Origin of the sequence: Pseudomonas sp. Au-Pse12, assembly GCF_021341665.1 — a bacterium.
Taxonomy (GTDB): Bacteria; Pseudomonadota; Gammaproteobacteria; order Pseudomonadales; family Pseudomonadaceae; genus Aquipseudomonas.
The window spans coordinates 395,382-408,686 of sequence record NZ_JAJTTH010000001.1; the positions used below are offsets into that span (position 1 = coordinate 395,382).

Sequence of the window (13,305 nt, forward strand, 5' to 3'; positions counted from 1 at the left end):
ATCGCAGGATGCGGAAATCTTTATTTGATACCGAATGGAAAATGAACACTTTCCTGCGAGGCGCTCTAGATGAGAAACAACCTTCCTGTAACCCAGCGCGAACTGGTGTTTCCCGCAGAACAACGGCTTATTTCCGCCACCGATGTTCACGGCAAGATTACTTACTGCAATGACGAATTTGTCGCGGTCAGTGGTTTCAGCCGCGAACAACTGATTGGCAGCCCGCACAACATCGTGCGCCATCCGGACATGCCCGAAGCGGTGTTCGCGCACATGTGGTCCTACCTCAAGGACGGCAAGAGCTGGATGGGCATCGTCAAGAACCGCAGCAGCAACGGCGACCACTACTGGGTCAACGCCTACGTCACGCCGATCTTCAACAAGGGTGTGATTGCCGGCTACGAGTCGGTGCGGGTCAAGCCCGAGCGTGAACAGGTGGAACGCGCCAGCGGCCTCTATCAACGCATGCGCAGCGATAACCTGGCCTTGCCCTGGCGCTACCGGGTGGCCAGCGCCTGCGCTTTCGCCTTGCCGCCACTGCTGGCCCTGGCGGCCACGGTTGGCGCCTACTCGCTGGGTGGCGCCTGGGCCGGGCTGGGAGCGGCGGTTCCCGGGTATTTCGCGGTGCAGGGCTATGCCCTGTATCGCGCGCGGCAGATGCTCGGGCGTATCAGCGCGGTGTCGCTGGGCAGCTTCGACAGTGAGCTGATCGCCCGCACCTACACCGACGAACACGGCCCGGTGGCGCAGTTGCAGATGATCCTGATCAGCGAGTCGGCGAAAATCCGCACCGCCCTCAGCCGGCTTGGCGACTACGCCAACCAGGCGGCGTCCCTGGCCTCGACCAGCCAGAGCCTGTCCAAGCAGGCGGAAGCGGCGCTGGGCAAGCAGCGCGACGAAGCCGACATGGCGGCCACCGCGATGAACCAGATGGCTTCGTCGATTTCCGAGGTCTCGGTGCATATCCATGACACCGCCTCGGCCGCCGACCAGGTCAACAACCTGACCCAGGTGGGTTCCCAGGAAGCGCAGAAGACCCGGGTGGTGATCGAGAAGCTGGCCGACACCGTGGACGCGGTCAGCCAGTCCGTGGAAGGCCTGGCCGAGGAAACCCAATCCATCCAGCAGGCGGCGAACATGATCCGCTCCATTGCCGAGCAGACCAACCTGCTGGCCCTCAACGCGGCGATCGAGGCGGCTCGGGCGGGCGAGCAGGGCCGTGGTTTCGCGGTGGTGGCCGACGAGGTACGGGCCCTGGCGTCGAAGACCCAGGAGTCGACCCAGAGCATCCAGCGCATCATCGTCACCTTGCAGGAAGTCGCCACCCAGGCGGTGGAGGTGGCGCGCCAGGGCAGCCTTGAGGCGCGCTCCGGGGTGGCCCAGGTGATCAGCACCCAGGAAGCCCTGAATGGCATCAACTCGGCAGTGGAGCGGATTCACCAGATGAGCCAGCAAATGGCTGCCGCCTCGGAGCAACAAGCCCATGTGGCCGAGGAAATATCCGAGCAGATCACCAGTATTGCGAGGGTTTCGGACCAGAACGCCGACATTGCCGTGCACTCTTCGACGGTGGGTGGCGACCTGGAGTCCACCGCTCATGAACTAAACGCCTTGGTTACCCGTTTCAATAGTTGATCGCCAGCGGCCTTAGGAAACGTTCATCTAATCGCTCATTGATCAAGTTGATCAGGGCAAGGGGTTGTTATGTCCAGTGTGATGGAAGCGGTTAACAGCCGGACTCAGTTGGCCGGGCAGAATCGTCTGGAATTACTGTTATTTCGTTTTAATCAGTCGCAGTTGTATGGCATCAACGTTTTTAAAGTAAGAGAAGTTCTCAAGTGCCCGAAGTTGAATGTATTGCCCTTGTCACATTCGGTGGTGTGTGGTGTGGCCAATATTCGCGGTGTATCAATTCCGATACTTGATCTGGCACTGGCCACTGGCTTGCCCGGGGTCGAGGACATTGATAACGCCTACGTGATCATTACCGAGTACAACAACAAGACCCAGGGCTTTCTGGTGAGCGCGGTGGAACACATCGTCAACCTGAACTGGGAAGAAATTCATCCGCCGCCCCAAGGCAGTGGCCTGGACAACTACCTGACGGCGGTGACCCGGGTTGGCCAGCAGTTGGTGGAGATCATCGATGTGGAGAAGGTCCTGGCCGAGGTGTCGCCGGTCTGCGAGGACATCTCCCAGGGCGTGATCCCGCCCCAGACCCAGGCTGCCGCGGCGCACTGGCGGGTGCTGACGGTGGATGACTCGTCGGTGGCGCGCAAGCAGGTGACCCGCTGCCTGGAGAGTGTCGGGGTGGAAGTGGTGTCCTTGAAGGACGGCCGTGAAGCGCTGGAGTACCTGCACCATCTGCTCGACGCCGGCAAGCGCCCCGACGAGGAGTTCCTGATGATGATTTCGGACATCGAGATGCCGGAAATGGACGGCTACACCCTCACCGCGCAAGTGCGCAACGACCCACGGATGCGGCAACTGTACATCGTGCTCCATACCTCGCTGTCCGGGGCCTTCAACCAGGCCATGGTGAAGAAGGTGGGGGCCGACGACTTCCTTGCCAAGTTCCGCCCGGACGATCTGGCCGGGCGCGTGGTGGATCGCATCGCCAGCCTGATGCCGGCATGACTTGAGCAACGCGCAGGCCCAGCACGCCAGCCGCGTGCTTGACGAAGAGCCCCGGTTGCGGGGCCCGGGAGCTGGCGCCGTATGGCGCGTTGAATCATTTGCACTGCTAGCCGGGCACGAGGGCAGTTTTCTTCAATACCCGCTGTGTGCCTTGGCCTAACTTGTCCGGCGATTGTTCCCACCCAGACAAGAGAGGCCGGTAATGAGCTTAGTGTTTTCCATGGCGGCGTTTGCCCTGGCCGCATCCATCACCCCGGGGCCGGTGAATATCGTCGCCCTGGGCAGCGGCGCGCAGTTCGGTTTCAGGGCCAGCCTGCGGCATGTGGCCGGGGCGACCCTGGGGTTTGTCCTGTTGCTGGTGCTGATCGGCCTGGGCCTGCATGAGCTGCTGCGCCAGTGGCCAGTGCTGACCCAGGGCATTCGCCTGTTTGGCGTGGCCTTCCTGTTGTACATGGCCTGGAAACTGGCCAGCGACGATGGCCGGCTGAACACCCAGGGCCAGGCGCGCGCGCCTTCGGCCTGGTATGGCGCGCTGATGCAGTGGCTCAACCCCAAGGCCTGGCTGGCCTGCGTGGCCGGCATGGGGGCCTTTGCCGCCGACGGCGAGGCGCGCCTGGTGTGGCTGTTCGCCGCGGTGTACCTGGTGATCTGTTACCTGTCGATTGCCTGTTGGGCCTACGCCGGGAGCTTTCTGCGGCACTACCTGGGCAACCCGGCACGCATGCGCCTGTTCAATCGCAGCATGGCGGCCTTGCTGGCCGCCAGCGCGGCTTACCTGCTGCTTTAGCGCTGGCCGCGATATTGGCCGGGAGTGGCCGCCAGGTGCTGTTTGAAGGCGCGCTGGAAATGCGCCTGATCGGCAAAGCCGGCCTCCAGCGCCACCTCGGCGAGCGGCGCGCCATGGCGCAGGCGGGCCTGGGCAAACTGCACCCGCTGGTTCACCAGGTACGCGTGAGGCGGCATGCCGAATTGCTGCTTGAAGGCACGGATCAGGTAGGACGGTGAAAGCTGCGCCGCCTGGCAGATGTCCTCCAGGCTCAGGCCCTGGGTGCAGTGTTCGCGGATGTAGTCGGCGGCTTCCTGCAGTTTCCGGTTGTCGCCCCGGGGCGGCGTTTCGGCGGGGTTCAGGCGCTGCTGCAGGTCGCTGAAAAAACTCACCACGGCGCTGTGCTTGAGCAGGGGCTCGGCCTCGGCGGCGACCAGGGTCCGGTACACCTGCTCCAGCTCGGCGAACAGCTGCGGGTCGTGGCTGTGAGTCTCGCGAAACGGACGAAAGCCCAGCTCGGCGCAAAAGCCCAGGTCGTGCTGCAAGGCGGTCAGCCAGGGCGTGTCGACATACAGCATGCGATAGGACCAGGGCTGATCGTCGATCGGGTTGCAGGCATGCACCACCCCCGGGTTCATCAGCACCACGGTGCCGCGGCTGACCCGCCATTGCGAATGCCCACTGAGGTAGGTGCTGACGCCCGCGGTGATGCTGCCGATGGAGAACTGGGCATGGGCATGGCGGCTGTAGCAGACCTTGCGGCCATCGGCGATGGAACGGGCCTCGATGAACGGCAGGGCAGGGTCGCGCCAGAACTGCGGTTCCTGATCGGAGGTGAGGGCAGGCTTCATTGCGGTTGTCCGTCGGCGAAAGCTGGCGCGATTGTATTAGCTCTGGCGGTCGAAGGCGCGCTGCAGCGTCGCGATATCGAGTTTTTTCATTCCCAGCAGGGCCTGCATCACCCGTTGCGAACGGGCCGGATCGGGGTCGCAGATCATCGGCGTGAGGCACTGCGGCACGATCTGCCAGGACAGCCCGAAGCGGTCCTTGAGCCAGCCGCACTGCTGCGCCTCTGGCGGGCCGCCAAAGCCCAGGGCGTTCCAGTAGTGATCCAGCTCGGCCTGCCCCCGGCAATGCACTTGCAGGGAGACGGCTTCATTGAAGGTGAACAGCGGGCCACCGTTGAGGGCGGTGAAACCCTGGCCGTCGAGCTCGAACACCACGCTCATCACCGAGCCCTCGGGGCGCCCGTGAATGTCGAAGCCGGCCTTGCCGTAGTGGCTGACGTGGGTGATGTGCGACTGCTCGAAGACCGAACAGTAGAACTGCGCCGCCTCGTGCGCCTGATGGTCGAACCACAGGCACGGGGTGATGGTCTGGATGCGGGGCATGGCGTCGCTCCTGTGCGGGTTGATCACGCTTGCTCAAGCGTAGCCAACCCGCCGCCGGGCAACGCGACCGTGGATCGGCGCGTGCCTAGAAGTCCCAGCGGGTCGCCAGTTGCAGGCGGCGCGGGCGCGGCTCGCCGCAATGGCCGTCAAGTCTGGCGCGGGCAGGGCGATATAAAGTCTTGAAACCGAGCCATTCAGTGCTTGCTGAATGGGGTTTCTTCAATGGTATCTTCGCGACTATCCGCGGGTGATGGCGTGTCTGCATGACGCCGTGGCCACACACCGAGCGGCCATGTCCGCGGGGTGGGCGGGGCGCGCGAAGGCAGAGAGGCGGCTCTTATGCGGCAACTGGGGTTCAAGCTGTTCTTCACCCATCGCCTGGCGCTCCTGGCGGGCGCCGAGTCGTTACGTTCCATTCGCGAAGGCCTGCTCTGGCTGCTGCCGTGCCTTCTGGTCTCGGCGATGCTGCTGATTCTCGGGCAATGCGCCCAGGCCCTGGGCGCGCCCCCGGAGCTGGTGCAATTGCTGACCGGCCTGCACGCGCGGATCAGCTCGATCATTCCCCTGCTGGTGGCGGCGTCGATCGGCTACATGCTGGCGATCAAGTACCGCTTGCCGCAGTTGCCGGTGGCGTTCCTGTGCCTGTCGCATGTGGTGATCGCCATCTACCTGCTGCGCGACTACCCGCTGGCGGCGGCGACCTTCGTACTGTTCATCGCCATCGCCTCGCCGCTGGTCAATGTGCCGTTGATGGCGCGCTTGCACCGCCTGCGCTGGACCCGGCTGGTGGACGAGGGGCTGGTGGGCCACAACCTCAAGGGCACCATCAACATGGTGCTGCCGGGCATGCTGACATCGCTGGTGCTGGTGGGGGTGTTGCAACTGCTGCTGCACGTGCATGACTTTGCGTCCATCGCGCAGCCGATCGCCATCGACCGCCTGGACAACCCCTACGTCAACGCGATCCTGTTGACCTCGACCAATTCGCTGCTGTGGTTCTTCGGCATCCATGGCACCTATGCCATGCAACCGCTGATGGACCTGATGGACCAGGCGGTGACGCTCAATGCCGCCGACCTGGCCGCCGGGCGCCCGCTGCGTTATGCCCTCAACAGCGGCCTGCTGGGCTGCTTCGCCTTTATCGGTGGCTCCGGCGGCTCGCTGGCGCTGGTGCTGGCGATCCTCGGGTTCTCGCGCAATCGCTCGATGCGCCTGCTGGCGCTGGCGAGCCTGGCGCTGTCGTTGTTCAACGTCAACGAACTGCTGCTGTTCGGCCTGCCGATCATCCTCAACCCACGCCTGCTGGTGCCGTTCATGCTGGTGCCGATGGTCAATGTCAGCCTGGCGCTGGCAACTGTGCAGTTGGGCTGGGTCAGCCCGGCGGTGGTCAGCCTGCCCTTTACTTCGCCGGTGCTGCTCAACGCCTACCTGAGCACCCAGGGTGACTGGGGCGCGGTGTTCCTGCAGGTGCTGCTGCTGGGCGTCGGCACCCTGATCTACCTGCCGTACGTGCGCAGCATCCAGCGCCAGAGCGAGCAGCACGCACAGGTCTACCTGAAAACCTTCGACGCCACCTTTCATGGCCTGGAGGAACGTGGCCGGCTGTTTGAGCTGGACCCCATGGTGGCGTCCTACCAGCAGGCGGCCCGGAACGCCTTGCAGCTGGCGCGCATCCAGCAGTTGAGCGATTACGAGTTCCACCTCGAGTACCAGCCGCAGATCGCCAAGGGCAGCGGCCTGTGCAGCGGTTGCGAGGCGTTGATCCGGGCCCGTGACCGCGAGGGCAAGGTGCGCGCGCCCTGGGAGCTGTTGCAGTGGCTGGGGCAAGCCAAGCTGATGCCCGAGGTGGACTTCTGGGTCGCCTCCCAGGCGGTGCGCCAGCATCTGGCGTGGCGCAAGGTCGGCTTCGAGTTGCCGATCACCATCAATATTTCCAGCGCCACCCTGGCCTCGCGCGAACATGGCCAGCGCCTGCTGGAGATCCTGGCCCGGGCCGAGGGCAAGGTCTCGGTGGAGATCACCGAGGACGCCCTGGTCGGCGATGCGCTGCTGACCCAGCAGTGGATCGGCCAACTGCATGCGCTGGGTGCCCAGGTGTATATCGACGACTTCGGCACTGGCTTTTCCGCCCTGAGTTACCTGCACCAGTTCCCGGTGGACGGGATCAAGATCGACCGCAGCTTTGTCCTCGCCCAGCGCGAGCCCAAGGGCGCCCAGGTGTTGAATGGCCTGCTGCGCTTTTGCGAGACCCTCAAGCTCAAGGTGGTGGTCGAAGGCGTGGAAACCCGCGAGCAGCTGGATTTCCTGCAATCGAGTTCGGAGCTGATCATCCAGGGCTGGTACTACAGCAAATCCCTGCCGGGGGAGCAGATCCCCGGTTTTGTCAGCCAGCGCGCCAGGGAGGCGCGGGTGGTCAGCCGCGACTGATCCGGCGTTTGGGCTGAGCGTTAAGGGGTAAGTGCTAAGGGCTGAAGGCCGGGTGATCGGGGCGGCGCAGCGCCTGCCAGGCCTGGGCCTGAGGCCAGTCGGCGGCGCTCAGCCACAGCCCCTGGTATTCACGCAGCGGTTCCCCGGGCAGGCGCAGCAGGTCAACCAGCGCCAGGTCCAGGCGCTGCCCCGGGTCGGGGTCGTCCGGCGCCTGCCAATCGCGCTCGAACAGCCGTACCCCAAGGCCTTGGGTATCGAAATGCTCGAACAGCGGGCGATGCCGCAGCCCATCGGGGGCGATGCGCAGCGTGCGTTCCTGCACATCGAGCAACAGCAGTTGCCAGGCGCGGTAGCCGTGCTGTGGGGTATCGGCGCCGAGCCGGAGCCGGGTCAGGGCGAGGTAGCGGGCATCGGCGGACCAGATCATCGACGGCGCCAGATCGCTGAGCGCACACCCGGACCCGGTGAGCAGGTGGCCGGCGCAGCGGGGGCTGGATTCGCGCAGCCAGCTGTCGGCGTATTCGGTCTCGCTGCCGAACAGCCAGGCGGCGTCGCGGCCGACGGGGGCGGGCTGAATGAAGTCGCCCTCGGCCACTGCGGCCTGGGGCTGGTCAACCAGGCGCCAGGGCGCCACGGGCTGCAACCGCGTCTCCAGCACCTGCCAGGTCTGGCGTTGGTAGCAGGGTTGCGAGGCCTCGTCCCGGGCGCAGAAAGCCGCCGCCTGTTCAGGTGCGGGGGCAGGGCGGTTGAAGCGTTGCAAGGGGCTGCTGGCGTGGCCCTGGTCGAGGCGCCCGACCAGCACCGTCAGGCTCAGGCAGCCCTGGCGAAAGTCCAGCAGGCGCGCCGCCAGCAACGGTGGGCTGTGCAGCAGGCGCTGCTGTTGCAGGTCGGCCACCACCACCTGGTTGGCCAGGTTCAGGGTTTCGCAGAACGGCAGCAGCGCCAGGTAGCGCTGGCAGTCGGAAACCCGGTGATCCAGCAGCCAGCGCCCGGGCAGTTGCCAGGCGCCAATCTGGCAGCTGTAGGCGCCCAGGCCCTGGGCGTTGTCCGCGAGCCAGCTGAACAGCGCAGGTTGCTGCCCCAGCAGCGGCTGGGACTGGATCCGGCTTGCGCCGCGCGCGCTTTGGCCGTCCAGGGGTTGCAGCAGGCGGGTGCGGGTCAGGCGTAGCGGGGCCACGCGCAGGTGTCCCTGACGGTCGTGGCCGAGTGCGGTTTCGCTGTCGCTGTGGGTGCTGTGCAAGCGATAGCCGTAGCTGCCGTGGTCGGCCTCGGCCAGGTCCAGATAGGCGTCGTAGCCCAGCCAGTGGTGGTCCAGGCTCAGCAGCGGGCCTGGGTAGAAAGACGGCTCCGCGTGGCTGGCGACCCAGGGCGCCGGCAACGCCCGCCAGCCCTGGTCGGCTTGCCACAGCCAGCAGGATTCGGCCTGTGGCTGGGTTGGCTCGCGGGCGATGCAGGCCAGGGCCCGGCCGTCTTCACGCCAGACCCTGGATGCATCGGCCCGCACCAGCAAGCCGCTGGGCTGGCCGTCAATGCTCAGGCGGTACGGCGGGGCTCGCAAGGGTTCCAGGGGCTGGTCCAGTCCCCTGAGGCTGGTCGGCAGCGCCAGGCTGGCGTGCAACCGGTGCGCGCCCTGCGGCGCGGCTTCCTCGAATGCCTGCCGGGCCAGGGCGTGCAGCCACTCGCCGGGCTCCAGCCAGAGATCGGCCACGGCCACCAGCTCGACGCTGTGGGCGTCCTGCAACAGGTCCGCCAGGTTGGCCTGGCGCTGGCCGTTGTCCACCAACGGGCTGTAGCGGCCGCTGAGGGTGTCGGGGGTAAAGGCATCCAGCTCCCAGAACTGGCCCGAGTCACAGCGGTACAGGCGCCGCTGGGTACGGTCGAGAATGGCCAGCCCCCAGTCTTGCCTTGAGGGCAGTGGCGCGGCGAAGTAACGCCCGTCGCTGGAGAACCGCGCCGAGGCGCCCAACCCTTGCAGCAGCACGCCATCGGGGAACAGGTAGTCGCAATAGGTCGGCCCGCCCATGGCGATCTCGCCGTGGTTGAACACGCGGATCGGCAGGCCTTCCGGCGTCTCTTGCGGTTCGTTGCCTCCCCAGGCACTGACCGGCGCCTGGGCGGGCGGCACCAGGCCCAGGCGGCGTTCCAGGTGGCTGACCGCTGCCAGCCCGGCAACGATGCTGATGAAGGCGGCGGCCATGTCCCAGTACGCCGGCAGCGCCCGGCCAAGGCTGAAGCCCAGGCCGAACGCGGCGCTGATCATCAGTCGGGCCAGGCCGCGGGCGGTGCCTGGCCAGCCCAGGCGCGCCGTCAGGGCCATGGCCGCCGCGCAGCCCAGCAACACCGTCAGCGCGGCCAGGGGTGGCAGCAGGGTGATGAAGAACATCGGCAGCAACAGCGCGGCCAGTTGCCAGAGCAACTCCAGCAGCAGGCGCGACAGGCTTTTTTCGGGCGCGGGGGAAGAGGCTTCGGGCACCGACGGCATCCTTGTGTGGGAGCGGGCAAGGGGTGCCAATCTACCCTTGGCGAAGGAAAAACGCAGCTTGAAAATGTGTAGTCATATTGACTTTAAAGAGGGTCTTTATGACTGCTTGTTGTTGTGGTCATAAAGACTCTTGAGGGCTCAGGGCCGCGGTTTTTCGGGGCCTGCGGGCTGGCATGAAAAATGAAAGGTCAGTCCTGCCATTGTGTGTTCGAGGAGTCACCGGAATGAGCCGTTATTTCGATTCGCCGCTGCAGGTGCTGCAGATTGGCTATGTCATGCGCTTGCTGGCCCAGCGCCGGGTGGCGGTTTGCAAGGGGAGGGCTGCCTATGTCTTTGCCTGATGCGTGGCAACGCTGGGCCGGCCAGCCTTTGTGGAGCCTGGGGTTTCGTCCGTTCTTCCTCGCGGGGGCCGGCTTTGCCTGCCTCGCCCTGGTGGGCTGGGGCCTGTGGCTGCACGGCGCCCTGAGCGGCTTGCAACCGGTGGCCGGGATGCTGGCATGGCACCGTCACGAAATGCTTTTCGGCTTTGCCGTGGCGATCGTTGCCGGGTTCCTGCTGACCGCGGTGGCCAACTGGACCGGCCGGCCGGGCCTGAGCCGCACGCCGCTGCTGCTGTTGTGGCTGGTGTGGCTGGCGGGGCGCCTGGCCTGGTGGTTGCCGCTGCCGAGCCCGGTGTTCCTGGGGGTGCAGCTGGCCTTCATGCCCCTGCTGGCCGCGCTCATCGGGCGCGAATTGTGGTGTGCCGGCAAGCGCGAGAACTACCCCATGGTTCTGGTGCTCGGGCTGCTGGCGCTGTTCCAGGGGCTGACCCTGTGGGGGTTGCTGGAGCACCAGGACAGTTGGCAGCGCCGGGGCGAGCTGGGGGCGCTGTGGCTGGTGGCGACCCTGATGACGGTGATCGGCGGCCGGGTCATCCCGTTCTTCATCCAGCGCGGCCTGCAACTGGCGCCCACGGCGCCGGGCTCGCCCTGGCCGACCCGGGTGCTGCTGGTGGGCAGCCTGCTGGTGGCGTTGTCCATGGCGCTGGGCGGTGGCGAGGCCCCGCGTGTCTGGCTGGCCCCCTTGTTCGCCCTGCTGGCGGGGTTGCAGGGCTGGCGGTTGTGGCGTTGGCACCGGCCGGGCCTGTGGCGCGTGCCGTTGCTCTGGTCGCTGTACCTGGCCTACCTGTGGCTGGCCCTGGCGACCCTGGGCATGGCGCTCTGGCACCTGGGCTGGGCGGTGCCGCAGAGCCTGGTGACCCATGCCCTGGCGGTAGGCGGCCTGGGCGGGCTGGTGCTGGGCATGGTGGCGCGGGTCAGCCTCGGTCACAGCGGTCGGCCGCTGCAGGTCTCGCGGGCCATGGCCGGTGGCTTTGCGCTGCTGTTCCTGGCGGCCGTGTGCCGGGTCCTGCTGGTGCCGTTCAACAGCCTGGGGCTGGGCCTGTCGGCGCTGTTGGCGGGGCTGGCATTTGCCGTATTCGTGGTCGGTTACGGGCGGATTCTGCTGACCCCCCGGCGCTGAGTCGCCGCCAGCCGCCAGTCGCGGGCTCCTGCCGCGCGGTTTTAGAGGATAAGTGGTTGTCAGTCTGGACTACGCTTTGATTCTTAACCGCGAATGGAGTCAGCGATGTTGTACCCGAGCAAGCCCAACAACGAGGCCCTGAGAGTTCAGACTCTGCATGAACTGAATGTTCTCGATACGTCGCCGGAGGAGCGCTTCGACCGCCTGACCCGGTTGGCCAAGCGCCTGTTCAATGTGCCCATTGCCCTGGTCAGCCTGGTGGACAGCGACCGGCAATGGTTCAAGTCCTGCGTGGGGCTGAGCGTCAGTGAAACCCCACGGGACATTTCCTTCTGCGGTCACGCGATCCTCGGCGACCAGATTCTCACCGTGCGCGACGCCGGGCTCGACGAGCGTTTCCACGATAATCCGCTGGTGGTGGGGGAGCCGGGCATCCGTTTCTACGCCGGTTGCCCGTTGGCGGTGGCCAATGGCAGCAGGCTCGGCACCTTGTGCCTGATCGATATCAAGCCCCGTGACCTGGACGACGAGGACCGCGCCCTGCTGCGCGACCTGGCGCGCATGGCCGAGCAGGAGCTGGCGGCGGTGCAGATGGCCAGCATGGACGAGCTGACCCTGCTGTCCAACCGCCGTGGTTTCGAGGCCCTGGCGCGGCATGCCCTGGAGGCCTGCAAGCGCCTGGAAAAACCGGCGACCCTGTTGTTCTTCGACCTCAACGACTTCAAGCAGGTCAACGACACCTACGGCCATGCCGAAGGCGACAGCGCCTTGAAAACCTTCGCGGATGTGCTGCGTATCGCCTTTCGCGAGAGCGATGTGATCGGCCGCCTGGGGGGCGATGAGTTCGTGGCGCTGCTGACGGCTGCCGATCATGTCGAGACCTCGGCGATCATGGCGCGCCTGCGGGAGATCCTCGATGAGCGCAATGCCAGCTTGAAGCGGGGTTATGACATCCGTTTCAGCGTCGGCCAGATCGAATATGACCCCGAGCGCCACCCCGATATCGAGGCGTTGCTGGCGGACGCCGACAAGGCCATGTATGTGCACAAGCAGGCGGGCAAGCGGGCCCACTGAGGGCCGGCTCGATCCGTGGAGCGCGGCGGTGCCATGCCGTTATGGGCGGCGCTCCATGAGCGGTGGGGTATACCCTTGCTCGATGTTCACCCCGGCGGCCCTGGCTCGGGTTTCCGCTTGCGAGCGACGTTGCCGCAGCTCTTGCAACTGAGCCGGCAGCCGGGCTTTCCAGTGTGCTCTTTGTTTCTCGGCAAAATGGCTGGCCCAGAATGTGTCCAGCGACATGAGGTTGATGCTGATCAGGTAGACACCGGTTTCCAGGGGGGCGTCTTTTGAGTCGTGGCGCAGGGCTCGAACATGCGCAATATAGTCGCCGTGGTAGAGATACCAGTCATAGAACGTAGGGATGCCGAGCCATTCTTCAAGGCTCATTTCGCGGTTGGCATCGAACAGCGGGTGGCTGAGCGGGGTCACGCCAAAGAGGCTCTGTTGCCCGTCCAGCTTGTTCAATTCGGTGCCGGGTATTCGTGGGTCCGAAGGGAAGTAGTACTTTTGCCACCCCGCCTTCTTCAGGTCGCTGATAAGGCGATAGATGAGCGCCTTGTTTTGCTTGTGCGTGCTGTTGTCCGGCAGGCCGCGAAGGTCGATGTTCAATGCCTGGATGCTTCTCGATGCATGGCCGTCAACGGTCATCGTCAGCCCGGCCACCTGATCGAGCTCAAGGCCGCCCTCAGGCTGGGAGAGGCTCAGGTCGAGCAAGGCTCCTTGCCGATTCGCCTCATACCAGCACAGGTCGACCGCCTCCAGGCAGTCGGCGCTAAAGCGCACCGGGCTGTTTTCAAGGAAGTCATCAACCGGTGCACCGAGTGGGATGTGAAGGCTGGCGACCTTGCCCTGGGTTGTGGCCGGGGCTTGATCGTGAGCGTTGTCGCAGCCGGCCAGAAAGAGCAGTGGCAACAGATAGCGCCACTTCATGTTGTGCTTTGCCAACGGGCGAACGTGCTGATGTCATTGTCCATATGAATGGCTGATCGATCCTGGGTGAGGGGGCGGTTGCTGCGCCGCTGTGGCGAGTGCGTGCGGGCCCT

At 65.5% G+C, this 13,305-nt stretch carries 10 protein-coding genes and 1 pseudogene; 7 read left to right on the forward strand and 4 right to left on the reverse strand.

The annotated features are described in order from the left end of the window. Window positions 1-69: 69 nt before the first annotated feature. From LXM55_RS32585 to LXM55_RS01775, 4 genes and pseudogenes are all read left to right on the forward strand, one after another. A pseudogene (locus LXM55_RS32585) lies at window positions 70-387 on the forward strand (PAS domain-containing protein); the annotation flags it as partial. 78 nt (window positions 388-465) lie between these two features. Continuing rightward, on the forward strand, window positions 466-1,635 hold the full coding sequence (locus LXM55_RS01765; RefSeq protein ID WP_442799733.1) for a methyl-accepting chemotaxis protein: 1,170 nt from the start codon (window positions 466-468) through the stop codon (window positions 1,633-1,635). A gap of 69 nt (window positions 1,636-1,704) precedes the next feature. Further along, the gene (locus LXM55_RS01770; RefSeq protein ID WP_233318059.1) at window positions 1,705-2,637 is read left to right on the forward strand and encodes a chemotaxis protein CheV; all 933 of its coding nucleotides are present in this window, start codon (window positions 1,705-1,707) and stop codon (window positions 2,635-2,637) included. Between the two features lie 202 nt (window positions 2,638-2,839). Continuing rightward, entirely contained in the window at window positions 2,840-3,424 is a 585-nt protein-coding gene (locus LXM55_RS01775; RefSeq protein WP_233318063.1) for a LysE family translocator, read from the forward strand. On the opposite strand, the gene LXM55_RS01780 is transcribed toward LXM55_RS01775, so the two are convergent. Both LXM55_RS01780 and LXM55_RS01785 read right to left on the reverse strand, forming a co-directional pair. After that, the gene (locus LXM55_RS01780) at window positions 3,421-4,254 is read right to left on the reverse strand and encodes an AraC family transcriptional regulator (protein WP_233318065.1); all 834 of its coding nucleotides are present in this window, start codon (window positions 4,252-4,254) and stop codon (window positions 3,421-3,423) included. The two genes, LXM55_RS01775 and LXM55_RS01780, sit on opposite strands and share 4 nt — an antisense overlap. Window positions 4,255-4,290: 36 nt before the next feature. Further along, a complete protein-coding gene (locus tag LXM55_RS01785; protein ID WP_233318067.1) occupies window positions 4,291-4,794 on the reverse strand; it encodes a VOC family protein in 504 nt (167 codons plus the stop codon). Between the two features lie 339 nt (window positions 4,795-5,133). Between LXM55_RS01785 and LXM55_RS01790 the strand changes: the two genes are divergently transcribed. Then, window positions 5,134-7,221, forward strand: coding sequence for an EAL domain-containing protein (locus tag LXM55_RS01790; RefSeq protein ID WP_233318071.1), 2,088 nt, complete (start codon window positions 5,134-5,136; stop codon window positions 7,219-7,221). A 34-nt stretch (window positions 7,222-7,255) separates the two neighbouring features. On the opposite strand, the gene LXM55_RS01795 is transcribed toward LXM55_RS01790, so the two are convergent. Continuing rightward, a complete protein-coding gene (locus LXM55_RS01795) occupies window positions 7,256-9,694 on the reverse strand; it encodes a hypothetical protein (protein WP_233318073.1) in 2,439 nt (812 codons plus the stop codon). A 336-nt stretch (window positions 9,695-10,030) separates the two neighbouring features. Here LXM55_RS01795 and LXM55_RS01800 point away from each other — a divergent pair, with 336 nt between their 5' ends. After that, entirely contained in the window at window positions 10,031-11,203 is a 1,173-nt protein-coding gene (locus LXM55_RS01800; RefSeq protein WP_233318074.1) for an NnrS family protein, read from the forward strand. A gap of 105 nt (window positions 11,204-11,308) precedes the next feature. Beyond that, window positions 11,309-12,277, forward strand: coding sequence for a GGDEF domain-containing protein (locus LXM55_RS01805; protein WP_233318077.1), 969 nt, complete (start codon window positions 11,309-11,311; stop codon window positions 12,275-12,277). Window positions 12,278-12,316: 39 nt separating this feature from the next. On the opposite strand, the gene LXM55_RS01810 is transcribed toward LXM55_RS01805, so the two are convergent. Then, entirely contained in the window at window positions 12,317-13,192 is an 876-nt protein-coding gene (locus LXM55_RS01810; protein WP_233318078.1) for a hypothetical protein, read from the reverse strand. Window positions 13,193-13,305: the final 113 nt, after the last annotated feature.

What these genes read in the sequence shown, in the direction of transcription:
- LXM55_RS01765 (WP_442799733.1), top strand. Translation starts at nt 466, where the DNA reads ATGCGCAGCGATAACCTGGCCTTGCCCTGGCGCTACCGGGTGGCCAGC.
- LXM55_RS01770 (WP_233318059.1), top strand. Translation starts at nt 1,705, where the DNA reads ATGTCCAGTGTGATGGAAGCGGTTAACAGCCGGACTCAGTTGGCCGGG.
- LXM55_RS01775 (WP_233318063.1), top strand. Translation starts at nt 2,840, where the DNA reads ATGAGCTTAGTGTTTTCCATGGCGGCGTTTGCCCTGGCCGCATCCATC.
- LXM55_RS01780 (WP_233318065.1), bottom strand. Translation starts at nt 4,254, where the DNA reads ATGAAGCCTGCCCTCACCTCCGATCAGGAACCGCAGTTCTGGCGCGAC.
- LXM55_RS01785 (WP_233318067.1), bottom strand. Translation starts at nt 4,794, where the DNA reads ATGCCCCGCATCCAGACCATCACCCCGTGCCTGTGGTTCGACCATCAG.
- LXM55_RS01790 (WP_233318071.1), top strand. Translation starts at nt 5,134, where the DNA reads ATGCGGCAACTGGGGTTCAAGCTGTTCTTCACCCATCGCCTGGCGCTC.
- LXM55_RS01800 (WP_233318074.1), top strand. Translation starts at nt 10,031, where the DNA reads ATGTCTTTGCCTGATGCGTGGCAACGCTGGGCCGGCCAGCCTTTGTGG.
- LXM55_RS01805 (WP_233318077.1), top strand. Translation starts at nt 11,309, where the DNA reads ATGTTGTACCCGAGCAAGCCCAACAACGAGGCCCTGAGAGTTCAGACT.
- LXM55_RS01810 (WP_233318078.1), bottom strand. Translation starts at nt 13,192, where the DNA reads ATGAAGTGGCGCTATCTGTTGCCACTGCTCTTTCTGGCCGGCTGCGAC.